Annotated in this window: 23 protein-coding genes and 1 pseudogene; 11 read left to right on the forward strand and 13 right to left on the reverse strand. The window is 60.2% G+C overall.

The genetic code is table 11. The annotated features are described in order from the left end of the window. The first annotated feature begins 22 nt into the window (after positions 1–22). Positions 23–643 carry a GntR family transcriptional regulator gene (locus I6I12_RS09985; RefSeq protein WP_200288135.1) on the forward strand — a complete coding sequence of 207 codons (621 nt, stop codon included), beginning with the start codon at positions 23–25 and terminating at the stop codon, positions 641–643. Here I6I12_RS09985 and I6I12_RS09990 read toward each other — a convergent pair. The 3 genes from I6I12_RS09990 to I6I12_RS10000 form a co-directional block, all read right to left on the reverse strand. Beyond that, entirely contained in the window at positions 640–1,365 is a 726-nt protein-coding gene (locus I6I12_RS09990) for a putative hydro-lyase (protein WP_432417962.1), read from the reverse strand. The genes I6I12_RS09985 and I6I12_RS09990 overlap by 4 nt on opposite strands. Positions 1,366–1,409: 44 nt before the next feature. Continuing rightward, entirely contained in the window at positions 1,410–2,573 is a 1,164-nt protein-coding gene (locus I6I12_RS09995) for an NRAMP family divalent metal transporter (RefSeq protein WP_034656254.1), read from the reverse strand. Between the two features lie 188 nt (positions 2,574–2,761). Beyond that, positions 2,762–3,664 (reverse strand): endonuclease domain-containing protein, encoded by a 903-nt coding sequence (locus I6I12_RS10000; protein ID WP_200288137.1) that lies wholly within the window; start codon positions 3,662–3,664, stop codon positions 2,762–2,764. Positions 3,665–3,916: 252 nt separating this feature from the next. On the opposite strand from I6I12_RS10000, the gene I6I12_RS10005 reads away from it, so the two are divergent. Next, positions 3,917–4,960 (forward strand): RNase H family protein, encoded by a 1,044-nt coding sequence (locus tag I6I12_RS10005; RefSeq protein WP_200288139.1) that lies wholly within the window; start codon positions 3,917–3,919, stop codon positions 4,958–4,960. A 160-nt stretch (positions 4,961–5,120) separates the two neighbouring features. Here I6I12_RS10005 and galK read toward each other — a convergent pair whose 3' ends face one another. The 6 genes from galK to I6I12_RS10035 form a co-directional block, all read right to left on the reverse strand. After that, the gene (gene galK, locus I6I12_RS10010) at positions 5,121–6,320 is read right to left on the reverse strand and encodes a galactokinase (protein ID WP_023020725.1); all 1,200 of its coding nucleotides are present in this window, start codon (positions 6,318–6,320) and stop codon (positions 5,121–5,123) included. Continuing rightward, positions 6,313–7,407 (reverse strand): galactose-1-phosphate uridylyltransferase, encoded by a 1,095-nt coding sequence (gene galT, locus I6I12_RS10015; RefSeq protein WP_200288140.1) that lies wholly within the window; start codon positions 7,405–7,407, stop codon positions 6,313–6,315. Before galT ends, galK begins: the two co-directional genes overlap by 8 nt. After that, positions 7,407–7,649, reverse strand: a complete 243-nt coding sequence (locus I6I12_RS10020) for a hypothetical protein (protein ID WP_023020723.1) — start codon at positions 7,647–7,649, stop codon at positions 7,407–7,409. The genes galT and I6I12_RS10020 overlap by 1 nt, the downstream gene beginning before the upstream one ends. A 10-nt stretch (positions 7,650–7,659) precedes the next feature. Beyond that, positions 7,660–9,309, reverse strand: a complete 1,650-nt coding sequence (locus I6I12_RS10025) for a sodium:solute symporter family protein (RefSeq protein ID WP_200288142.1) — start codon at positions 9,307–9,309, stop codon at positions 7,660–7,662. Positions 9,310–9,320: 11 nt separating this feature from the next. Beyond that, positions 9,321–10,220 (reverse strand): aldose 1-epimerase family protein, encoded by a 900-nt coding sequence (locus I6I12_RS10030; protein ID WP_200288144.1) that lies wholly within the window; start codon positions 10,218–10,220, stop codon positions 9,321–9,323. Between the two features lie 202 nt (positions 10,221–10,422). Continuing rightward, positions 10,423–10,866: a YdcF family protein gene (locus tag I6I12_RS10035; protein ID WP_198010445.1), complete on the reverse strand. Its 444-nt coding sequence runs from the start codon at positions 10,864–10,866 to the stop codon at positions 10,423–10,425. Between the two features lie 133 nt (positions 10,867–10,999). Between I6I12_RS10035 and I6I12_RS10040 the strand changes: the two genes are divergently transcribed. From I6I12_RS10040 to rbsD, 6 genes and pseudogenes are all read left to right on the forward strand, one after another. Continuing rightward, positions 11,000–11,989 carry a LacI family DNA-binding transcriptional regulator gene (locus I6I12_RS10040; RefSeq protein ID WP_200288146.1) on the forward strand — a complete coding sequence of 330 codons (990 nt, stop codon included), beginning with the start codon at positions 11,000–11,002 and terminating at the stop codon, positions 11,987–11,989. After that, positions 11,986–13,508: pseudogene (locus I6I12_RS10045) on the forward strand (sugar ABC transporter ATP-binding protein). The gene I6I12_RS10040 and the pseudogene I6I12_RS10045 overlap by 4 nt, the downstream one beginning before the upstream one ends. Next, entirely contained in the window at positions 13,505–14,446 is a 942-nt protein-coding gene (locus tag I6I12_RS10050) for an ABC transporter permease (protein WP_049359515.1), read from the forward strand. The pseudogene I6I12_RS10045 and the gene I6I12_RS10050 overlap by 4 nt, the downstream one beginning before the upstream one ends. Positions 14,447–14,458: 12 nt before the next feature. Continuing rightward, positions 14,459–15,373 (forward strand): substrate-binding domain-containing protein, encoded by a 915-nt coding sequence (locus tag I6I12_RS10055; RefSeq protein WP_200288148.1) that lies wholly within the window; start codon positions 14,459–14,461, stop codon positions 15,371–15,373. Then, on the forward strand, positions 15,370–16,278 hold the full coding sequence (locus I6I12_RS10060; protein WP_200288150.1) for a ribokinase: 909 nt from the start codon (positions 15,370–15,372) through the stop codon (positions 16,276–16,278). Before I6I12_RS10055 ends, I6I12_RS10060 begins: the two co-directional genes overlap by 4 nt. Continuing rightward, entirely contained in the window at positions 16,271–16,645 is a 375-nt protein-coding gene (rbsD, locus tag I6I12_RS10065; protein ID WP_086587921.1) for a D-ribose pyranase, read from the forward strand. Before I6I12_RS10060 ends, rbsD begins: the two co-directional genes overlap by 8 nt. A gap of 99 nt (positions 16,646–16,744) precedes the next feature. Here rbsD and purE read toward each other — a convergent pair whose 3' ends face one another. Both purE and I6I12_RS10075 read right to left on the reverse strand, forming a co-directional pair. Continuing rightward, positions 16,745–17,245 carry a 5-(carboxyamino)imidazole ribonucleotide mutase gene (gene purE / locus I6I12_RS10070; RefSeq protein ID WP_200288152.1) on the reverse strand — a complete coding sequence of 167 codons (501 nt, stop codon included), beginning with the start codon at positions 17,243–17,245 and terminating at the stop codon, positions 16,745–16,747. A 24-nt stretch (positions 17,246–17,269) separates the two neighbouring features. After that, complete coding sequence (locus I6I12_RS10075; protein ID WP_234288198.1) at positions 17,270–18,385, reverse strand: 5-(carboxyamino)imidazole ribonucleotide synthase; 1,116 nt, start codon at positions 18,383–18,385, stop codon at positions 17,270–17,272. A 79-nt stretch (positions 18,386–18,464) separates the two neighbouring features. On the opposite strand from I6I12_RS10075, the gene budA reads away from it, so the two are divergent. Continuing rightward, complete coding sequence (gene budA, locus I6I12_RS10080) at positions 18,465–19,196, forward strand: acetolactate decarboxylase (RefSeq protein ID WP_023020711.1); 732 nt, start codon at positions 18,465–18,467, stop codon at positions 19,194–19,196. Here the strand turns inward: budA and I6I12_RS10085 are convergent. Both I6I12_RS10085 and I6I12_RS10090 read right to left on the reverse strand, forming a co-directional pair. After that, complete coding sequence (locus I6I12_RS10085; protein WP_023020710.1) at positions 19,174–19,614, reverse strand: hypothetical protein; 441 nt, start codon at positions 19,612–19,614, stop codon at positions 19,174–19,176. The genes budA and I6I12_RS10085 overlap by 23 nt on opposite strands. Before the next feature lie 36 nt (positions 19,615–19,650). Beyond that, positions 19,651–20,535 carry a biotin--[acetyl-CoA-carboxylase] ligase gene (locus I6I12_RS10090; RefSeq protein ID WP_023020709.1) on the reverse strand — a complete coding sequence of 295 codons (885 nt, stop codon included), beginning with the start codon at positions 20,533–20,535 and terminating at the stop codon, positions 19,651–19,653. Between the two features lie 44 nt (positions 20,536–20,579). Between I6I12_RS10090 and I6I12_RS10095 the strand changes: the two genes are divergently transcribed. Both I6I12_RS10095 and I6I12_RS10100 read left to right on the forward strand, forming a co-directional pair. Next, positions 20,580–21,572 (forward strand): ABC transporter ATP-binding protein, encoded by a 993-nt coding sequence (locus I6I12_RS10095; RefSeq protein WP_200288156.1) that lies wholly within the window; start codon positions 20,580–20,582, stop codon positions 21,570–21,572. 161 nt (positions 21,573–21,733) lie between these two features. Beyond that, the gene (locus I6I12_RS10100; protein ID WP_200288158.1) at positions 21,734–22,984 is read left to right on the forward strand and encodes an ABC transporter substrate-binding protein; all 1,251 of its coding nucleotides are present in this window, start codon (positions 21,734–21,736) and stop codon (positions 22,982–22,984) included. The last annotated feature ends 76 nt before the right edge of the window (positions 22,985–23,060 follow it).

Genomic DNA, 23,060 nt, shown 5'->3' on the forward strand with positions numbered 1-23,060 from the left:
ACTTTTTAGTACAGTTGTGAGCATGCTTTCCCAGTCTGTCGCCTCCGCGTTGCGCGAAGCCATTTCCGCAGGCGAATTCCAGCCCGGCGAGCGCCTCAGCGAGGTCAAGGCAGCCGAACGCTTCAACTGCTCGCGCAATACCCTGCGTGAGTCCTTCACGAGGCTCGCCGCGGAGCGCATTGTCGAGCGCATCCCCAACCGGGGTGTCTTCCTCGCAATGCCAGATGCAGACTATATCCGTGATCTCTTCGCCGCCCGCGCAGCCATCGAACCGGCGGCGGTGCGTTGGGGCGCTTTTGCCGACGCCCCCTCACTCGTCACCCTCACTTCCTCTGCCTTCGACTACGCGGCGCGCGGCGAGCACCAGGAAGTCTCCGCCATCAATCAGCGCTTCCACCGCACGCTGGTGGCCGCGCTAGGCTCCCCCACCCTGAATGAGCAGATGGATAATCTACTCGCCCGCATGCGGCTTACCTTCCTCTTGGCCATCCCGCGCTACCCGCAACTACATGCGGACCATATTCAAGGAAATATCACCTTGGCCACGCTCATCGCAGATGGAAAACGGGATGAGGCTGCCACGCTTACGCATGACAGCCTCATGAATACGTGCGGCAAGATCCTCGCCGTGCTCGAGGATTAAGGAATGAGAAAATCTTGATCGCGGGCATTTGTCACTAACATTTGCCCCGGCGCGTGCGTGATAGCCAGGCGCGGCTTGGATTCCATCACGATGGCTTGTGGGGTGACACCACAGGCCCAAAAGACCGGTAGGCAGCCGTCTGGTACTTCTACCGGCTCGCCAAAGTCTGGACACGAGAGATCCGCAATGCCGATGGCCGCTGGGTCACCTACGTGCACTGGGGCGCCATGAACCGAGGGGTAGCGGGAGGTAATGCGCACGGCATCGGAGACTTGTGCGGCCGGGATAGGCCGCATGGACACCACCATGGGACCGGAAAAGACCCCGGCCGGGGTGGTAGGAATCGAGGTCTTGAACATCGGCACATTGCGCTGCTGGGCAATGTGCGCGACCTCTATGCCGTTATCCTGCAGGGCAGTTTCAAAGGTAAAGGAGCAGCCGATAAGGAAGCTGACCATGTCTGGGGTGTAGTACGAGGTGGCGTCGCCAAGCGTGGCACTGTGCTCACCGTTTTCAAAGACGCGGTAGGCGGGGATATCGGTGCGGATATCTCCACCTGGAAGTAGCTCGGAGGTGTACTGCCCCGCCTCTAGCACGCCCACAATTGGGCACGGCTTGGGGTTGCGCTGGGCAAAAAGCAAGAAATCGAAGGCGTATTCCTGCGGCACCGCCAGCAGATTAGCCTGCATAAAGCCACGGGCATGGCCAGCGGTGGTGGCCATTTCATGGGTGCGCGCATACTCGCGCACCTGCTCCGGGGTCCGCATTAAGCCCATAGTTCGGTGATGCCGGAAAAGGCCTTGAAACCAATAAAGATGGTCAGTACCCACGCCAAGGCGCCAATGACCAGAAGCCACTTGGGGTACTTATAACCATGCAAAAGGTCGCGGCGGCGCCAGGCCACCCACATCACGAGGGCAAAGCCAATGGGCAGGATAAGGCCGTTGATGGCACCAGCGAAGATGAGCAGCTTCTGCGGAGCGGAGTTAATGGCCACGAAGACCACCGTGCACACCACAATGAAGACTATGGTGAGGATATTACGGGTGCGCGTCGAGGTCTCCTGGGAGGTCACAAAGGACACCGAGGTATAGGCCGCACCGATAACGGAGGACAAACCGGCAGCGAAGAGGACTACGCCGAAGGCACGCAGGCCGAACTCGCCAGCGGCATGGTAGAACGCATCGGCCGCGGTGTTGTCATCGGAAAGCGCCACCCCAGTGGCTACCACGCCGAGCACCGCCAAGAAGAGGAGCATGCGCATGATGCCGGTTACCACGATGCCGCTGACCGAGGTATAGGTAATGTTCTTGACGTTTTCCACGCCGGTGTGGCCAGAATCAATGAGTCGGTGCGCGCCGGCAAAAGTGATATAGCCGCCCACGGTGCCACCGATGATGGTGGTAATGACGAAGAAGTCAATCTCGCCTGGCGCGACGGTATTCTTTAGTGCCTCGCCCACCGGTGGTTGGCTGACCACCGCGACGTAGAGCATGAGCAGGATCATGACCGCACCGAGGACGGCAACAAGGCGGTCAAGTGCCATGCCGGCTTTGCGGGAGAGGAAGATAAAGACGGCGATAGCTGCGGCGATGACGCCGCCGATGCGCGCATCGATGCCCAGCATCGCGTTGATACCGAGGCCCGAACCGGCGATATTGCCAATATTGAAGACCGCGCCGCCGATAAAAACGAATACGGCGAGGACCCAGCCCAGGCCGGGGAGAACGGTATTACCCAAGGTATTTGCGCGCATGCCGCTTACACACAGCACTCGCCACACATTGAGCTGGATGGCAATGTCAACGAGGATGGACAGCATAATCGCAAACGCGAAAGAAGCCCCCATCTGCACGGTAAAGACCGAGGTCTGGGTCAAAAATCCCGGACCGATGGCGGAGGTGGCCATGAGGAACATGGCACCGGCCATGGCGCCGAGGCCCTTTGGCGGGGTCTTGTCCTCCGCCCGCGCCGGAGTGGCGTGTGATGTCTCAGCACTCACTAGATTTTACCTTTCGTGATGCAGGTCGCATTAAATTTGTGATGCGCATCATCTTAAGGGTTGCTATGCCTTTTGTTCAACAACTTTTATGCTTTGTGGGGTGGCGCGGGGGTGATCTAGGCTACTTTCCTGCCGCGTTTTCCCAAGTGGCTAGCAATTATCCGCAATGCCTCGTCCGGCGCTTTCACCTCGCTGGAACCAAAGCGCAGCACCACGTATCCGCGGTTTTCTAGCGCTCGCTGCCTTTTTATCTGCTGCTTGACCACGTGGACGGGCTCCTTGCCGTAGGTACCGTCATATTTGGCATCGCCATCGACCTCGACCACCAGCCAGCCATCGAGACAGAGATCCGCCCGATACTTCCCGAGCAGCGGTTTCTGCGGCTCAATTTTCACCTGCGGGAAACGCTCGATAATGAGGGCTCGCAGATAGGACTCATAGGGCGATTCCGATCCGCCATACGCGTGCTCGATAACCTTACGCATGGCTGCTTGTCCCCTAGTGCGCTGCATTCTTGCCAGTTCTTCGCGCAAGTCATAGGTGGTGACGCCGTGTTGCCTGAGAGCAGAATCGGTAGCTACCAGGCCATCTGGGAAGCCGTGTAGCCGGGCGATTTCGAGGCAGGTGCGGGCGGGATGCGTGGTGCGCACACCTGCTACCGTCACCGTGGATTCCTGGAGGGACTTTACCCGGCGGTACCGATAGCCCTTCGCGGTGAGCCTGCGTGGGGGAACGCTTCCCGAAGGCACCGCTAACTCCACCTCCTCCCCTTTCCTGGAAATTACCCACATTCCCCACAGCCGCGCGGCCGATTTACTGATGAGGACGGCGCGGTGGGTGCTCCACCCGGCAGCGACTACTTTGGCGAATTGTTGTTTATGGCGCACCCATTGCCTCCAGGTGGCCGTGGGAACGGCGACCCAGGGCGCTATCTGGGTGAGCTCACCGCACTGGAGGGCTAAGTGGTGCGGACTTTCGGCTCCGGCGTAACGAAGGTTGATGAAGTGATCTGTAATCATGGTTTCATCTTCACTGCTGGAGGGGCGGAGCACGCGTTATGGGGCTCAGGAAGGTGAACTTCCGAGAACCTTCAGTGAGAGGCGGAACTTTAGGTCCAAGGTAATCGGGCCGAATTGAGAGCGTTGAGGCTGAGTTGAGGGCGGGTTGTGCTCAGATCGGCTCGATCACATTCGACCTAAGGGGAAGTAGTTCAATGCGGTGGTGTGCGGGGATAATTCAGCAGCGCGGTTAACCGTGCTTTACTAGAGATAATGGAACCCATCGAGCTCTCAGAACTTACCGGTACGCAATCGCGCACCTACGGTACCCGCAAGATCACCTCGGACATGGTCTCGGCACCAATCCATGTTGCGGTCGCGCTCTGGGACGAGCGTTGGGATTCCGCCCCCAACGGCACCATCGAAGGCTGGGTCATCGCGGTCAATACTAAGCAGACGCGTTTTGTGCGCCGCGGCCAGACTAAGAAGGGCGATATCGTCGATATCGCCGTACGGGAGGTCAAACGCGCACTCAAGGGACTCGACGGACGGGTGTGGATTGTCACTGGTCGCAGGCAGAATGCGTTGCGAGCGGCACTCACGGCAGACGGTTTCACGGTGACGGGAAGCTTTGCGGAAGAAAATAGGGCTTCGAAGAGCGCGAGCTCCGTGCGCCGAAAACAAGCCGGCCTTACTGCACGGAAGGCGCGCAAGATGGGTGAGGCACCGAAAAAGAAGCAAGCGACACAGGTAGAGACGCCGAAAGCACACTGGTGGCCGAACTTCTCGCGCGCCTCCTCATGGTCCAAGGGCGACGTGGTTCGCATAGCCACCGACGCTTCCTCGGATACCGTATTCAAGGGGTCGATGTGCTTCGTTGCGGGCAACGGCGACTACCGGTTACGAACTCGAGAAACCAAGGCGAGCACGGATGAGCTCGAGCTCGAAGCACTGACGCTCGCGCTGAAATACCTGCTCAAGGTGGGTGCGCGCAAGGCGGTTATTGAGTCCGATTCCGTAGCCGCTTTGGAGGCGGTCGAGCAGATTGTGCATAAGCGCGGCTCTAAAGCATCGCGGCCGGGGCGCACGTGGCGAGGGGTGTCTTCGGGTGCGCGGTCCCGATTCCAGCAAGCTTGGGGCGATATCCAAGGCCAATGCGAGGTCGACATTCGCCGTGTACTTGGGCATGCGGGTGATCCGCTGAATCGGGCGGCCGACCAGATTGCGTACATGGGGTTGCGCGCGATTGCGCATCCGATGAAGCAGTCTCGCGAGACTCTGCGCGAGGGGATCCAGAAAGCTCTCTTGGCGTTGTGACCCGAACGCTTAGGGCTTTGGGGCTGATCTGATCAAGCCGAATTGAGGGAATTAAGGCCGATCTGAGGCGGCCCGGCCTTCAGATCAGCCTGATCAGTATGGACCCAACGACAAGAGGCGCGCTGGGAGGGTCGCGGCTAAGCCGAGCCGGGCCGCGGAGTCAGACCAAGCGCCTGGCGCCTTCACCCGGACGCGCAACCAAGAAGGTAGGTTCCGGAAAGCCGCGCGAAACCGCAGCATCATAAATGGCTTGGGCGGTGGACTCGACGGAGGAGTGCGGGATGAGCGCGATAACCGCGCCGCCGAAACCACCACCGGTCATGCGAGCGCCCAGCTCGCCGGCCGCGGTAAAAGCGGAGTCGAGCTCCGGAGTGGTGACCTCATAAAGGTCGCGCAGAGAGATGTGGCTCTCGCGCATAAGACGCCGGAATGTATCTAGATCGGAAGATGCCAGCGCGGTAGCGGCATCTAGGGTCCGGTTGGTTTCTTCCACCACGTGGTGCACGCGGCGGCGATAGAGTTCCGCCTCGGCGGGATTGACGGTGGCGGCAAAGTCCACGGCATTCGAGATCTCGCGGATGGAGCAACCGGCGGCAGATTGGACGGCGTCGATGATGCCGCGGCGGGAGGCGTATTGGCCGTCGGAAAGCGTGTGCGGGGCATTGGTGTCCGCGATGAGCAGCACCATGTCTTGGGCCTCGATATTGAAAGGCACGCGCTCGACGGCGCCAGTGGAAAAGTCCAAAAAGAGGGCCTTGCCGCGCTGGCCAAAGAGACTGGCGTTTTGGTCCAATCCACCGGTAGAGGCGCCGACCACCTCGTTTTCGGCGCGAATGCAGGCTTGCGCCAGCTGGCTGCGGGCAGCGTCATCGGGAGAATGCCCGTGCGCGAGCTCATACGCGGCCACGGCCGTGGAGCACTCGAGGGCGGCAGAGCTAGACAGGCCAGAGCCGACGGGGACGTCGGAGACAATAGTGATATCAAGGCCCGTGCATGACAGCGTGCCCGCCGCGGTAGCGGCCCACACGGTGCCAGCAACGTAGCCGGACCAATCGGCGGGGTGGCCCGGACGAACATCGGCAAGCGGAAGCTCTGCATGGGCGATGGAGCCGTCGAACTCGGAAGCTATGCGGATAAGCCCATCGCTGCGAGGCGCGACAGCAACGGCGGTATTTTGCTCCAGCGCAAAAGGAATGGAGGCGCCGCCAGCGTAATCGATATGCTCGCCGATGAGGTTCACGCGGCCGGGAGCGGCCCACACGCCGGCGGGCTCGGGCGAATCCGGGAAGGCAGAGGCGAAGAGGGCGCGCGCAGCGGCAGCGAGCTCCTCATCGGTACGGGTCTCAATCCAGTTAAGCATCCCAGATCTCCTTGAACCGGGCGGCAATGCGCTCCGGGGTGGTGTCATTAATCCACACCGCCTGCGAAGACTCGGAGCCGGCGAGGTACTTCATGCGGCCGGGCGATCGCATAAGCGAAAAGAGCTGCAGGTGCATGCGGATGCCTGGGCGCAGTGCCTTGTCCACCGGTGCCTGGGTCCAGCCGGCGATATAGGGGGTCTTGTCCACGCCATCAAAGAAGCGATCCACCGCGGAGTACAGCTTCTTAAGCAAGGGCGCGAGGTCGGCACGTTGGGCGTCGCTAAGCGCGGCGAAGTCAGGGATGTGTTCATTGGGCAAGACCATAGCTTCCAACGGCCATTTGGCGGCGGCGGGGACGAAGACGGTGAAGTGCTCGGTCTCAGCAATGATGCGGGTGCCGGCGGCGCGCTCACGATCGAGGAGATCCTGAAAAAGGTCACCGTCGTAGGCTCGGGCGGAATCCACGATGGAGCGCAGGCGCGGCGAGAGGAATGGATAGGAATAAATCTGGCCGTGCGGGTGCTGGAGGGTCACGCCGATTTCTTCACCACGGTTTTCGAAGGGGAAAACCTGCTGCACACCGTCAATCTGGGACAACGCGGCGGTGCGGTGAGCCCAAGCCTCAATAACGGTGCGAATGCGGGATTCGGGCAAATCCTTAAAAGAAAGGGCGGGATCCTCGGTAAAACAGACCACCTCACAGCGGGCGCGCGCAGGAAGGCGCGGCACCATGCCAAGCAGGTTATCCTCCTCGGGGTGCTCGATGTCGGCCGCGGTAGCAAAAGACGGGAAGCGGTTTTCAAAGACCACCACGTCATAGCTAGGGCTGGGGATCTCCGTGGGCAGCTGGCCTTCGCGCGTGGGCGCTAGCGGGTTCTCATTGGCCGGTGGCAGGAAGGTTCGGTTCATACGGTGGGCGGCAAAGGCCACCCAGTCTCCTGTCAGGGGATCCCGGCGCATCTCAGAAGCAGGGGCGACGGTAGGGATATCGCGGGAATCAACGAGCACGCGATCAGGGTGGGGTTGGTCGTCGAAGTAGAGGATTTCGCGGCCGTCGGCAAGCGTGGCGGAGGTAATCTCAACCATTAGTCTTCTCCTGGGATGGTGATGGGCTTCAGGCGTGCCCACAGCACAAAGGCGGCGGCCACGGCCAGCAAAGCAAGGCTTGCCCATAGGTTATCGCTGACGTTTTTGGCCTGCCCGGTATCTGGGTTAATGCCTGGGTCAAGGAAGAAATAGCAGCCGAGCAAGATGAGGCCGTAGAGGCCGAGGAGTGCGGCGATGACGTTGCGCAGGTCGAATGCGCCCGCGCGCTTTTTCTCAGACATGTTGGGCTCCTTAGGCAAAGATGACGTTGAGTGCTACGGCCATAACTAGGCAGATAATGCCCAGCGGGACGGTCTGTTGGTACCACGGCAAGGACTTTTCGGTGTAGTCCTCAAAGTGGTCCTTGGGGGTTACGGAGGAAACGAAGCCGACCAGCTCGGCATCCGGCTTGGGCTGGGTAAACAAGGTAACCACGATGGAGACCACGATATCCACGGCGAAGGCCACGCCGGCCGCGACGAAGGCGGTGCCCTGGCCTGGAAGATTAATCATGTCCGTGAAAGAAGCGACGTACCAGAAAACGATGGCGGAACCAGTACCGGCCACCAGTCCGGACCAACCAGCGTGCGGGGTCATGCGCTTCCAGAACATACCCAAGATGAAGGTGGCAAAGAGCGGCGCATTAAAGAAGCCAAACAGGGTCTGCAGGTAGTCCATGATATTGCCAAAGTTCTGTGCCAAAAGCGCGGTGAAGATGGCAATAGCGGTGGCGATAACCGTAGCGATGCGGCCGAACTTCAAGTAGTAGTCATCCTCGCGGTCCTTGACCACGTAGGTCTGCCAGATGTCATAGGAAATGACGGTATTAAAAGCCGAGATATTTGCCGCCATGCCGGCCATGAACGACGCCAAGAGACCGGCAATTGCCACACCCAATAGGCCATTGGGTAGCAGGTCGCGCATGAGCAGCAGGATGGCGTCGTTCGGCTCGGCGCGCTCCTCCATCAAGTCAGCCACGGACACGGAAGCAACCATGCCCGGAATAACCACCAGGAAAGGTACGAACATCTTGGGGAAGGCACCGATAATCGGGGTCTTGCGGGCCGCGGAAATAGAATCCGAGGCCATGGCGCGCTGGACTTCTACGAAGTTGGTGGTCCAGTAGCCGAAGGAGAGCACGAAGCCTAGGCCTAGGACGATGCCGATGACAGACCACACCGGGTTTTCGAAGCCGGAGATGTCCGTGCCCGGCCAGGTGTGGAAGTGAGAGTCATTGGCCACGGCGTCTTTTAACCCGCTCCAGCCGCCCACGCGGTTCAACCCAATAATGGTTAGTGGGGCAAGCGCGGCGATGATAACGAAGAACTGCAGCACCTCGTTATAGATGGCGGCCGAAAGGCCCCCCAAGGTGATATAGGACAGCACAATAAACCCGGCGACCAAGAGCGATACCCACATCTGCCAGCCCAATAGGGCCTCTACGATGGTGGCCAGCAGGTACAGGTTCACACCTGCAATGAGCAGCTGGGCTACGGCAAAGGAAATCGCGTTGACCAAGTGCGCGGCATTGCCAAAACGTTTGCGCATAAATTCCGGCACCGAGCGGACCTTGGAGCCGTAGTAGAACGGCATCATCACAATGCCCAAAAAGACCATGGCGGGGATGGCACCGATCCAGAAGTAGTGCATGGTTTGGAAGCCATACTCCACACCATTGGCGGACATACCGATGATTTCTACCGCGCCTAGGTTGGCCGAGACGAAGGCCAGTCCGGTCACCCAGGCGGGCAATCCTCGACCGGAGAGGAAGAAGTCGATGGAACTAGACACCCTGGCCTTGGCGGCCCAGCCGATACCTAGAACGAAGAGGAAGTAGATGGCTACCAATAAGTAATCCACCCAAGAGGCATCGAGCCTCAATACGGATTCAGCAGTCTCCATGGCTGACCTTTCTAGTTATTATTTTCTGCTGCCAGCAGCAGCGTATAAGTCTGCGAATTTTGAGCACTCAAGCGCGCGAGGTCTTCCCCGCTACGCAGCGCATTCGGCGGCGCGCTCATGGGCTCTACCGCAAGCGCCTTGCCTGGGCCTTGTTCCCGCGGGAAGTCGGCCGGGGTAAACATCTGCACCCAATTCAGGCCCTCGCCCATCTCCAGCCGCACGCCTTTTCCACCGGCTGTATATATGGCCGTCAGCGGCCCTTCACCGTGGAAGCAATCGTCCCAATCCACCTCGGCGATGGTTTGGTTGACAATGCGCACCTGCTCCGTCTTACCCGTGGGCAGGTTGCGCGCGTCTAGCACGTGGCGCTTGCCGACGTCCACGCTCAGCACCGCTTCCTCCGCCCCAGCTCCCTGAGGGGAGAGGTAGAGGTGGAGCCCATAGGCGAAAGGAACCTCGCCGGGGTCCGCGGTGCGGGCGGTGAGCTGGTGGTGCAATCCTTGCTCATCGAGAGCATAGGTAGCCTCCAGCTGAATGGCCCATGGCCAACCGTGCCGCGGCTCAATGTCAAAAGCGAGGATCACTCGGCTTTCTGTGCGTTCTTTTACCCGCCACCAGTCCACCGCGAAGCCGTGGATGGCGTTATTGCGCTCCGGCTCCGTAATTTCTAGCTGGTGGGCGCTCCCCTGCCATTCAAACCAGCCATCTTCGGTGCGATTGGGCCACGGCGCCAGCACCACCCCGGCCATGAGCGGTGGTTTACCGTCGTAGCTTTCCACCAAAGGCGCACCGCGATAGGTCAGCGCCTTGATTGCACCGCCGAACAGAGCAATCTCGGCCGCGTAATCGCCATGAGAAATGGCGACGCTGGGGTATTCAGCGTCAGAGCCAGCCGCTCCTCCACTGGTCATAACAAAGACCTTTCTGGCTATAACTTTCGTTGGATTTAGCCTAGGAGCACGGCAAAGCGCCGGTCAATCGTTTGCATAATAAGGAGCGTATATCTACCGTTTCACCAGCTCACCGCCATGGAGTTAACCTGCAGTTAACCTCTTTCGGGGGTTGAGGACACCTGGAAGGGACTCAACAGCCCCCCCCAACTAAGCAGCAGTGCTATCTACACACCCGCCGCCACGCTATTCGCGCTGCGGAGTGCGGGGTAGCTAGAACTTCACGCAGATAGTTACGCGGCATTAACCGCCACGGGGTGCGCGCGGGATGCACGCGCACAGCAATACCTAGGTGCCGGGCCCACAGCGTTGTGCGCAGGACATGAAAATCATTGGTCACCACCTGCAAAACGGCGTGCGGGGCCAAGCGGTGTGCATTTTCCAGGTTCTCATTGGTACTCGTGGCGTCTGGCTCCACCACTACTCGCTCAGCAGGTACGCCGCGCTCAATAAGATAAGTGGCCATCGGACCTGCCTCGCCGCGACCAGAGACAATAATCTGCTGGCCATGATAAAGGGCCAGCGCTTTATCCAGACGCGAACGCAACATAGCGCCGGGATAGCCGTGGGTTACGCGGGAACCCAACACGAGGAGCGGGTCAGACATGGATACCAGCATAGACTCGCCACACCTTGACAGAAAGATAGAAAAGGCCTTAGGTTTAACTCGAGCATGCAATCGATTGCACCCCGTAGGGCCAGACGATGGCTCATACGCCTTAAAACCCAAGGAGGTCAGCATGGCCGGAACCACCCTTAAAGACGTGGCCGCTGCTGCTGGAGTATCCATTTCTACCGCGTCCCGCTCACTCTCGGGCAACCCTGCTATCTCTGAATCCACGCGCCAACGTGTCAAGGACACGGCCATCAAGCTGAACTATAGGCCCAACGCCCAGGCCCGCGCCTTGCGTAGCTCCCGGTCGAATGCCATCGGTCTAGTCATCCCCAGCCTGGATAATGCCTATTTCGCCGCAATGGCGGCAGCCGTTGAAGAGGCCGCCGATAAACAGGGTCTAGCCACAATGATTACCAGTTGCGGCGAGGAACCACAGCGGCTAGTCAAGGCGCTCGATGCCCTCATGGAACGCCAGGTAGACGGCATTATCGCCGTGCCGCTCGAAGGCGCCGAAGAAGCACTCGAGCAGGCGCGCACCTACCGGCCACTGGTGCTCATTGACCGGACCCTGGGCCAGATTCCCGCAGTGCTATCAGATCCACACAAGGGAATCGAACAGGCCGTGGAACAGCTCAAGGAGAAGGGGCACACGCATATCGGCTACCTGTCCGGCCCGCAGGAAACCTCCACCGGCCGGCAGCGACTCGAAGCATTTAAGGCCGCCACGCGCGGGATGCCTACCCACATCCACCACGGCAGCTACCGCCACCGCGAAGGTTATAAGGGAGCCATCGCGCTCCTGCAGGAGGGCGTCACCGCGCTTATTGCCGGCGATTCCATGATGACTGCCGGCGCACTCGAGGCCTGCCATAATGCGGGCAAGCGCATCGGAGAAGAAATCGCACTTGTCGGCTTCGATGATTTTATCTACCTGCGCTTTCAGCCCTCTCCCATCTCGGTAGTGGACCAGGATGTTGCACGGATGGGCGAGACCGCCACGGCTAAGCTCATCGCGGCTATTAACGAAAAGCGCCAGCCAGAAGGCGAAGTGCTAGACACCCGCTACATCCCACGCATGTCCACCGCCCACCACCTCGATGAGGCCACGCCATGAGTGACCACGTATTGCGCTTAGAAAGCGTAACCAAATCCTTTGGCCAGGTAGAAGTCATTAAAGGCGTGGATCTCACCGTCCGCCGGGGTCAGGTCCAAGCCTTGCTGGGTGAAAACGGCGCCGGAAAATCCACGCTCATCAAGATGATTGCCGGTGTCCACCAACCAGATTCCGGCCGCATTGTGGTGGATGGCGCAGAGGTTAAAATCCCCGACACCAAGGCCTCCGAGGCGCTGGGCATCGCCACCATCCACCAAGAGCTCAACCTCGTTCCCACCATGTCGGTGGCCGAGAACATCATGCTCGGGCGCACCCCGCGCCGCTTCGGGTTGGTCAAGCACAAACACCTCAAGGCACAGGCCCAAGCCGCGCTGCATCTCATCGGCTTGGACGTGGACCTGGATATGCCGGTGGGTGAGCTCGGCGTCGCCAAGCAGCAGCTCGTAGAAATCGCCAAGGCGCTGTCCATGAACGCACGAATTCTTATCCTGGATGAGCCCACGGCCGCGCTCACCGGTAAGGAGGTCGATGCCCTCTTTGCCGTGCTTGAGGAGCTCAAGGCCAAGGGCGTGGCCATGATTTTTATCAGCCATCACTTGGAGGAACTAGCGTGCTGCGCGATGGTTCTTTCATTGCCGAAGTCCCTGCCGATACGGACGAAGACGAGCTGGTCCGGCTCATGGTCGGCCGCGAGATTGAAAATCAATACCCGCGCAAGGTTCCCCCTGAACACGGCGAGGCCCTACTAGAAGTCTCCGAGCTGACTTCCGACGGAGCCTTTCACGACGTCACCTTCTCCGTCCATGCCGGTGAAGTCGTCGGCCTAGCCGGACTCGTGGGTGCTGGCCGTACCGAGGTCATTCGCGCCATCGCAGGCGCCGATCCTTACGATTCCGGCTCCATCCGCGTTGGCGGCACGCAGCTGCGCAGCGGCGATATACGCGCCGCCATCTGCGCCGGTGTGGGACATATCCCTGAAGACCGCAAGTCCCAAGCTCTAGTCCTAGACGCCTCTGTGGGCGATAACCTCGGATTCGCGACCCTCTATCCCACCGCCAAGGCAGGGCTTGCAGACCGCAGCGGCCAGCACCGCCGCGCCGGTGCGGTAGCGGAAAAGCTGCGCATCCGCATGGCTGATCTCTCGCAGCCCATCCGGAACTTATCCGGTGGCAACCAACAAAAGGCCGTCTTCGGCCGCTGGGTGCTCGCCGGTTCCAAGGTCCTCCTGCTCGATGAGCCCACCCGCGGCGTCGACGTCGGCGCCAAGGTGGAGATTTACAACATTATTAATGAGGTCACCGCAGCCGGTGGCGCCGTGCTCATGGCCTCCTCCGATTTACCCGAGGTGCTCGGCATGTCCGATCGCATCCTCGTCATGTCCGGTGGTCAACTCGCCGGCCAACTCCCCAAGGACTCCACCCAAGACGAGGTCATGGCCTTCGCCGTATCCAATGTGACCTCCGCTACTTCCGCCGCTGCTGCCGCACCTGCCGGAACTGACCCCAAGGATGAAGCATGACCAAAAATAGAGTAGTTAACTGGGCCATGAATAATGGCGCTCTCGTTGGCCTCATTGCCCTGTGCATCGCGCTTTTTATCGCTACCCCGTACTTCCTTACCGTGGCGAACCTGCTCAATATCGGCATCCAGGCCGCCACGGTGGCGATCTTGGCCTTCGGAATGACCTTTGTCATCGTCACCGCTGGCATCGACCTTTCGGTGGGTTCGGTCGCCGCGCTCGGTGCCATGGTCTCGGCCTATATGTTCTCCACCGCTGGTCTACCTGGCTGGCTCACGTTGCTCATCGGCCTTATCGTAGGAGCGCTGGCCGGCGCCATCTGCGGCATGGCCACCGCGTGGGGCAAGATTCCGTCCTTCATCGCAACGCTGGCCATGATGTCCATCGCCCGCGGACTTACCCTGGTCATCTCCCAAGGCTCGCCCATTGAAACCGCCCCAGCCGTCAACGCCTTTGGCGGCGATATCGCGGGCTTTCCAGTTCCAATCATCATGATGGTCATCGCCGGGCTCATGTGCTGGTTCATCCTAGAGCGCACGGTACTCGGCCGTTCCATGTACGCCATCGGCGGCAACCTCGAGGCCGCCCGTCTCTCGGGCCTGCCGGTCAAGCGCATCCAGATCGCCGTCTTCGCACTCTCCGGTTTCTTTGCCGCCTGGGCCGGCATGGTCATGGCAGGCCGCCTCGAATCTGCGCAACCTCAGGCCGGCACCGGCTACGAGCTGGATGCCATCGCGGCCGTCGTCATCGGCGGGGCCTCGCTCTCTGGCGGCCAGGGCAAGGCCACCGGCACGCTGGTCGGCGCGATTCTTTTGGCAGTTATCCGCAACGGTCTGAACCTGCTCAATGTCTCCTCTTTCTGGCAGCAGATCGTCATCGGCCTAGTCATCGCGCTGGCCGTCGGCTTCGACGTCATCCGCAATAAGACGGCCAACTAAGGAGCACCCGCCATGAAAAAGCTCATCGCCGCCCTTCTCGTGCCCGCCCTTGCGCTTGGCCTTGCCTCGTGCAATCGCTCGGAAGAAGACCGCAACCGCATCACGCTTGCGCTGTCCACACAGACTAACCCCTTCTTCGTCGAACTGCGCCACGGCGCACAAGATAAGGCCAAGGAGCTCGGCGTTCCGCTGGATATCCAGGACGCCTCCGATGACCCCGCCCAGCAGGTCAATCAATTAGGAAACGCCACCTCGATGGGAGCCAAGGTCGTCGTGGTCAACCCCACCGATTCCGATGCCGTCGCCCCGGCCGTGCGCGGCATCAAGGATGACGGCGTGCCGGTTATCGGCGTGGACCGCGACGTCAACGGCGTAGAACTGGATTCCATGGTGGCCTCCGATAATGTTGCCGGCGGCGCACAGGCGGCAGATACCCTCGCCCACTCCATCGGGGAAAAGGGAGACATCCTCATTTTGCAGGGCACCGCCGGTACCTCCGCCTCGCGCGAGCGCGGCAAAGGCTTTGCAGAGCAGATTGCGAAGTACGGGGATATTCGGGTCGTCGGCAAGCAATCGGCGAATTTCGACCGCACAGAGGGCCTCAACGTTGCCACCAACCTATTGCAGGCCAATCCGAATATTAAGGCTATCTTTGCCGAGAACGATGAAATGGCACTCGGCGCGGTCGAAGCCCTGGGCTCGCGCGCCGGTACTGAGGTCAAGGTGGTGGCGTTTGATGGCACCTTTGATGGCCTCAAGGCAGTCAAAGATGGCAAGCTGGAAGCTACCATCGCCCAGCAGCCCGCAGAGCTTGGTGCCCGCGCCATCGAACAAGCCGCAGCGCTCCTGCACGGTGGCACGGCGGAGAAGAAAGTCCCCGTCGAGGTCATCACCGTCACCCGCGACAATGTAGAGGATTTCCAATGAGCAAGCTAACCGTCGTCGGATCCATCAATGCCGATCTCATCGTCCACGCCGAGCGCCACCCGCAGCCCGGCGAGACCCTGCTGGGCTCCGGCGGCGAGATTTTAGCTGGAGGCAAGGGCGCCAATCAGGCCGTTGCGGCGGCGCAGCTGGGCGCCAACGTGGCCTTTGTGGGCGCGGTGGGCTCCGATCCTTATGCCGAGCCTGCCATGCACTATATGCACACCTCCGGCATCGATCTGAGCGCTGTAGAGCAGGCCGATACCAATACGGGCCTCGCCGTCATTACCGTCTCGGCCGATGGCGAGAACACCATCGTCATCTCCCCCGGCGCCAATGCGCTTGTCGACGCCCCCTTTGTCACCGCCCGCGCCTCCACCATCGCCGATGCCGACGTGGTGCTCCTCCAAGGCGAGATCCCTGCCTCTGGTTTTCAGGCGGCAGTCGACGCTGCGCAAGGTCGCGTGGTGGTTAACCTCGCTCCGGTAGTCGAGGTCGACCGTGACTCGCTTCTGCAGGCCGATCCCCTGCTGGCCAACGAACACGAAGCAGGGCTCATCTTGGACCAACTCGGCCTACCTGCAGACGGCGCCCCGCGCGAGCTCGCCCACCGCTTGGTAGAAGCTGGTTTCCGTTCCGTCGTGCTGACCCTTGGCGCTCACGGCGCCTACGTTGCTACCCCGGATGGCGGCGCGGATATCCCCACCCCACGCGTGACCGCCGTGGATACCACCGGCGCCGGCGATGCCTTCGCAGGTGCCTTCTGCGCCCAGCTCCTCGCTGGAGCCTCGCTTGTCGATGCCGCTACATTCGCCGCCCGCGTCGGCGCCTTCGCCGCCACCGGTAACGGCGCGCAGCCCTCCTACCCCACGACCGCATCCGCTTTGCCGGAGGTCACCAATGCGTAAGTCCGGTCTTCTTAATCCCGCGCTCGCCGGTGCCGTTGCGCGCCTTGGCCACACTGATACCTTTGTCATCGCCGATTGCGGCCTGCCCATTCCTCACGATGTTCCAGTCATCGACCTCACGCTTACCTTCGGCATCCCCACCTTTGCCGATACGCTGGCCGCCCTCCTCGACGAAGTCGTAGTCGAAGCCGCCACCATCGCCGATTCCACCCCGCCCGAGGTGCGTTCCTTGCTTCCCGCAGTACCCCTCACCGAGGTCTCCCATGACGACCTCAAACGCGAAGTTGCCCGCGCCTCCTTTGTCGTGCGCACCGGTTCCACCACGCCGTTTGCCAATGTCATCTTGCGCTCCGGCGTGCCCTTCTAGCGTTCGTCGACGTCACCGCGCAGAAGACAAGCACGCTTTGCCGAAACCTCCGCGGTTGTGGCTAAACGTGCTTGCTTTATTTACTTCTTTTCCTAAGAGCTACTCTCCCAGCAGCTTGTCGCGCAGGTTCTTATCCTTCTGCTCGACCTCTTCTGCCATGCGCTTTTGGTAATCCATCATCTTGTCCTGGATGGCGGGGTCACCTGCCCCGAGGATGCGCGCAGCAAGCAGGCCGGCGTTTTTTGCACCGCCGATGGAAACGGTGGCGACCGGCACGCCACTAGGCATCTGCACGATGGAAAGAAGGGAATCGAGACCATCGAGATCCTTCAAAGCGCGCGGGATGCCGATGACTGGCAGCGGCGTGGCCGCTGCAACCATGCCGGGCAAGTGCGCGGCGCCACCGGCGCAGGCGATAATCGCTTTCAGGCCGCGGGTATGGGCTTCTTTTGCGTATGCGAGCATCTTTTCTGGGGTGCGGTGAGCGCTGACCACGCCAACTTCGAAGGGGATGCCAAAGTCTGCGAGGACCTGGGCGGCGGGTTCAACGGTGGGCCAATCAGAATCAGAACCCATGATGATGCCTACGTGTGGTTGCATGCTGTCCTTTCTACAAGCAGAGTTTTATGCCCATTCGGCGTGCACGAGAAAGTGCGCTGCCTGACGGGCGATGGTCAGGGTCTCGTCGGTGTCCTCACCGGTAACGTTGACGTGGCCAATCTTGCGGCCGGGACGGTGATCCTTGCCGTAGAGGTGAATCTTGGCCTGCGGGTAACGCTTCATTACTTCACGAACGCGCTCCGGCATGGGCATGGCAGGATCTTCGTCGGCTCCCAAGACATTGGCCATCACGGTAACGGGGGCAAGCGTGTCGACTGCACCCAACGGGAGGTCGAGCACCGCGCGCAAGTGCTGCTCAAACTGGGAGGTAACGCTGCCATCCTGGGTCCAGTGGCCGGTGTTATGCGGGCGCATGGCCAGTTCGTTGACGGAGATATCCTCGCCTTCGGGGCCGTCGAAAGCAAAGAGTTCGACGGCCAGCACGCCGGTCACGCCGAGGGACTCGGCGATGGTGAGACCCAATTCGGAAGCGCGCTGGGCGAGTTCCGGTGCGAGGCCAGGGGCTGGTGCAATTGCCTCGGCACAAATGCCGTTTTCCTGGCGGGACTGGGTAATCGGCCACACCTTGGCCTCACCGGAGGGGCGGCGGGCAACGAGGATGGACAGCTCACGGGTCAGGTCCACCTTTTCCTCAGCCATGAGAGGGGTTCCGGCTTCGAGCAGCTCGGAAACCAGCTCAAAGCAATTATCAGCGGTGGGGAACCACACGCCCTTGCCGTCGTAACCACCGCGGCGGGCCTTGAGGCACACGCGGCCATCGACGGCGTCGAAGAAGGCGCGGGCATCGGCCACCGAGTCGATCGCAGCAAAGCGTGGCACGGGGGCACCAAATGCGGCAAGCTTTTCGCGCATCTTTAACTTGTCCTGCGCGTAAATGAGGGCGGTGGGCTGAGGTTGGACGTTAAAACCGGCGTCGATAAGCGCGGCGGAGTGTTCATTGGGCACATGCTCGTGCTCGAAGGTAATGGCATCCGCGCCCTCGGCCACGCCGCGCAGCTCCTCCAGGGAGGTATAGTCCCCCAGCACCACGTCCGGGGTGACCTGCGCCGCGGAAGAATCCGGCTTGCTGGCTAGAATCCGCAGGTGAATATCGAGCTCCGCGGCGGCCGGCTGCATCATGCGGGCCAGCTGGCCGTCGCCACAAACAGTTACAATAGGCTTTAAGTCACTCACGTCCCCCAATACTAGCCTGGATACTATGTTCACTCGTCATACCATCTTCCAAAATTCACTCATGACCGCTTTGCTTGATGGCATTTATGACGGCGAAATGACCATTTCAGAGCTGCTAGGTAAGGGAAACTTCGGCTTGGGCACCTTCGATGGCCTCGACGGTGAGATGATCATTTTGGACGGCACCTGCTACCAACTGCGGGGCGATGGTTCCGCACAGATTGCAGATTTGGATCAGCGCACCCCCTATGCGGTAGCCACCAATTTTGTTCCTCGCATTACTGCCGACGCCCCCGCGGGCCTGCGCCGCGATCAGCTCTCCGCCTTTATCGATAGGCTCGAGCCTTCCGCCAACTACATGTATGCGGTGCGCATCGTGGGCACTTTTAAGGAGGTCACCACCCGCACGGTGGTCAAGCAGGAAAAACCCTACCCACCGATGTCAGAGGCCGTCGGCGGAGATAAAGAGCTGCACTTTCAGAACGTCGAAGGAGTCATCGGCGGCTTCCGCACCCCCGTTTATGAAAAAGGAATTTCGGTGCCAGGCTGTCACGTGCACTTTATCGACGCCGCCCGCACCTCCGGTGGGCACGTTTTGGACTACGTAGTAGATAAGGCAACGGTTGAGCTTTGCCCCGCCTCTGATTTAGAGCTGCGCCTGCCGCTGACGCAGGAATTTAGCCGCGCCAACCTCTCGCCGGAAGACCTGGATAGCCAGCTGCACACCACTGAGGTTAAAACCAAGGGCGATCATTAATAATCTCAGCCACGCGCTTGGGCTTAGCAACATTAGGGAAATACATGGCGCGGTCCCAACCATGGATGGCTAGAGACACTCCGCCGCGTCGTTTTCGAGCACCGCGAATATCCTGCAGCGGAATCGAATCGATAGTGCGCCCCTCGCGCGCGATGACGCGCCTATTGGTCACTATGAAGCGCTTGCGACGGGCCTTATAAAGCGGGATGACAAAGCGCCAGATTCCCAACAGCGCCCACACCGCGACCAGTCCATTGCGCAGCATCGGGTCTACTGCTTGGACATCGCACCAACCGATGGCAATCCACAGTAGACCGGTAATGAGGATGAGCTCGAGAAAAGGGAAAATCAATGCGCGAAAAGGCGCGGAGACATCTGCGCGCTTGATCTCGCCTTGGCCCATCTTCATTAATCCCATAGCTATGGATGCTACCTCCCGTGTCTCTTGTGCGGTCTACTGCTGTGGGCGCAGATGCGTGACATCGCCCGCGGAATAGTACTCACCAGCGACCATGATGCGGCCGTCCTCGCCGATTTCATCCACGTGCCCAATAACATCGCCGGATGGAGTTTCTAGGCGCACCTGTTGTCCCAGTGAGGAACACACCGCACGGTAATCGCGCAGGAGCTGCGGATCGTGGTTCTCCCACTGCACAATACGACGGCGCAGGTTCTTCAGCACGTTAATGGCGAGCTCGGTGCGGTCGGTATCGCGGCCTTCGAGCGCGAGCGAGGTGGCCTTTTCAATCGGCAGGTCCTCGCGGGTCAAGGTGACATTGATGCCCATTCCTACGACGACGCGCGCAGAGGGCGCGGCACCGCCTACGGCTTTATTGAGCTCCGCCTTATTGACTTCGGTTTTATTTACTTCCGCCTTGTTGACCTCAGCCTTATTAAGTTCAGCCTTGCCCACTTCCACCTTGGTGAGCTCGGTCTTTGGCGCGGCTTTGAAAGCCTGGCCCACGGGTCCAGCCTCAGCGAGGATGCCGCACAGCTTATTGCCATCGATATGCACATCATTCGGCCACTTGAGCACGGTGCCCTCGATGGAATCGGTGACCGCCAAGCCCGCGGCCAGAGGTAGGGTGCCCAAGTGATCGAGAGATTCCGGCAGCAAAAGCACAGAGAAAATGACTTGCGAACCGGCCGGCGCGGTCCAAGAGCGGCCAAGACGTCCCTTGCCGGAAAGTTGTTCGTCGGCAAGCAGCACGGTGCCATCCGCAACGTTGGTGGCCTGCATCAAGTCGGTATTGGTGGAGCCGGTCTTTTCCACGAAATCGATGGTGGTGAAATCATCGGCCAATGCGGTGCGAATGCGTTCCAAATCAAGTGCAGTCATAAGCCTTAAGGATACCGGCCACCAATGGTGCTAGTGTGTTGCGCATGGCAAAGGTCACTTTTGAAAAGGTCAATATCACCTACCCTGGCGCGAGCGCGCCCACGGTAAAGGACTTGGACCTCGAAATCGCGGACGGCGAGTTTCTGGTGCTCGTTGGTCCTTCGGGCTGCGGTAAATCCACGACGCTGCGCGCACTGGCGGGATTAGAGCCGACATCGAGCGGCCGCATCACCATTGATGGCAAGGACGTGACCAACTTAGAGCCAGGCGATCGCGATATCGCCATGGTCTTCCAGAATTATGCGCTTTACCCACACCTGACAGTAGAACAAAACATGGGCTTTGCTTTGAAGCTGGCAAAGTTGCCCAAGGCCGACATCAAGTCCAAGGTACACGCAGCTGCGGAGACACTCGGTCTGACCGATTACCTCAAGCGCAAGCCCAAGGACCTTTCCGGTGGCCAGCGCCAGCGCGTGGCCATGGGCCGCGCCATTGTGCGCGAGCCGAAGGCCTTCCTCATGGATGAGCCACTATCCAACCTGGATGCCAAGCTGCGCGTCCAGACCCGCGCCGAGTTGGCCAGCCTGCAGCAGCGACTGGGTACGACGACGATATACGTCACCCACGACCAGGTAGAGGCGATGACCATGGGTGACCGTGTGGCGGTGCTCAAGGACGGCGAGCTGCAGCAAGTTGCCCCGCCGCGCGAGCTTTATGACGCCCCCGCAAACGAATTCGTCGCCGGTTTCATCGGATCGCCAGCCATGAATATCTTTGACTACAACGGCGGCCGCGTAGGTGTACGCCCAGAAAAGATGTTTATCAACAAGGGTCCAGTGGGTTTCCAAGGCGTGGTGGACATTGTGGAAGAGCTGGGCGCCGAGTCCTATGTCTACGTCACCGAGGGCGAAAACCGCTTTGTTGCTCGCGCCGAAGGTACCCCACCACAGCGCGGCGAAGATGTCGTACTGACATTCAACCCGCGCGAAGCACTCCGCTTTGACCCAGAAACGGGGCGCCGTATCTCACAGGATTAGCCCCACGGCGGACACTGGGCCACAGTGCCGCAGGTACGTAGTCCAACCTCCCGCCGCCCCTTTACTACCCCCATTTAGAGTTAAATAGGTCAAAATTATCCACCTTTCGATTTCCGTATTTTAGGTTTAAAGAACCGAAAGTTTTCCGAAAGGTGAATTCCATGAAGAGATTCCTGCTTCGCACCACCGTTGCGACTACTGCAGTTCTGGCTCTGGCCGGCTGCTCTTCGTCCTCCTCCGATTCCGCTGCGGGCGATTCCTCCGAAGGCGGGGCGGATGCGCACGGCCCCATCACTTTTGCCATGGGCAAAAATGACACGGACAAGGTGACCCCCATCATCGAAAAGTGGAACGAGCAGCACCCAGACGAGAAGGTCACGCTCAAGGAGCTGGCCGGCGAGGCTGACGCCCAGCGCGAGACCCTCGTGCAGTCCCTGCAGGCGGGCAGCGATGACTACGATGTCATGGCGCTGGACGTCGTGTGGACCGCGGAGTTCGCTGCCAACCAGTGGCTCCAGCCGCTCAATGGTGATTTTGAAACCAATACGGATGAGCTACTGCCGGCCACCGTAGAGTCCGCCACCTATAACGACGTCCTCTACGCGCTGCCGCAGAACACCAATGGTCAGCTGCTTTTCCGCAATACCAAGCTCGCGGATAAGGCTCCCGAGAAGTTCGCAGATCTCAAATCTGCATGTAAGGCGCTGGAAGACGGCAAGAACTGTCTGACCACCCAGCTCAAGCAGTATGAAGGCCTTGCGCTCAATACCGCTGACTTCATGGAAGGCTGGGGCGGCTCTGTCTTGGATAAGGACGGCAATGTCACCGTGGATTCCAAGGAAGCCAAAGACGGCCTTCAGGCCATGGTGGATGCGTACAAGGAGGAAACCATCTCCAAGGACTCCACCGCCGCCACCGAGGAAGAAACCAATATGGCCTTCACCGAAGGCAAGACCGCCTTCGCCGTGAACTGGCCATATATGTACTCCAATGCGGTTGATGCCGGCGTCGACGTCGAGGTCCAGGCCCCACTGGGCAAGGACGGCGTAGGCGTTTCCACGCTGGGTGGCTACAACAACGGTATCAATATCAACTCCAAGAATAAGGGCACTGCGCTCGACTTTATGAAGTTCATCATCAACGAGGACAACCAGAAGTCCTTCGCGGAGCAGTCCTTCCCACCGGTCTTGGCCTCCATCTACGATGACCCGCAGCTACAGCAGGAGTTCCCATACCTGCCGGCGCTCAAGGAGTCCTTGGAGAACGCGGCACCGCGCCCGGTTTCCCCGTTCTACTCGGCGATTTCTAAGGCCATCCAGGACAATGCCTACGCTGCATTGACGGATGACAAGTCGGTCGATGATGCCACCGCCGATATGAAGGCGGCCATCGAATCGGCTTCCCAGGGTTAAATTCCCAATCCGGGTGAGGTAGGCGGGCATACCGCCGCCTCACCCTTTGTGGTTTTCACTCCCCTATTGGGGATAG

It is taken from the genome of Corynebacterium kefirresidentii (assembly GCF_016599755.1).
Classification (GTDB): Bacteria; Actinomycetota; Actinomycetes; order Mycobacteriales; family Mycobacteriaceae; genus Corynebacterium; species Corynebacterium kefirresidentii.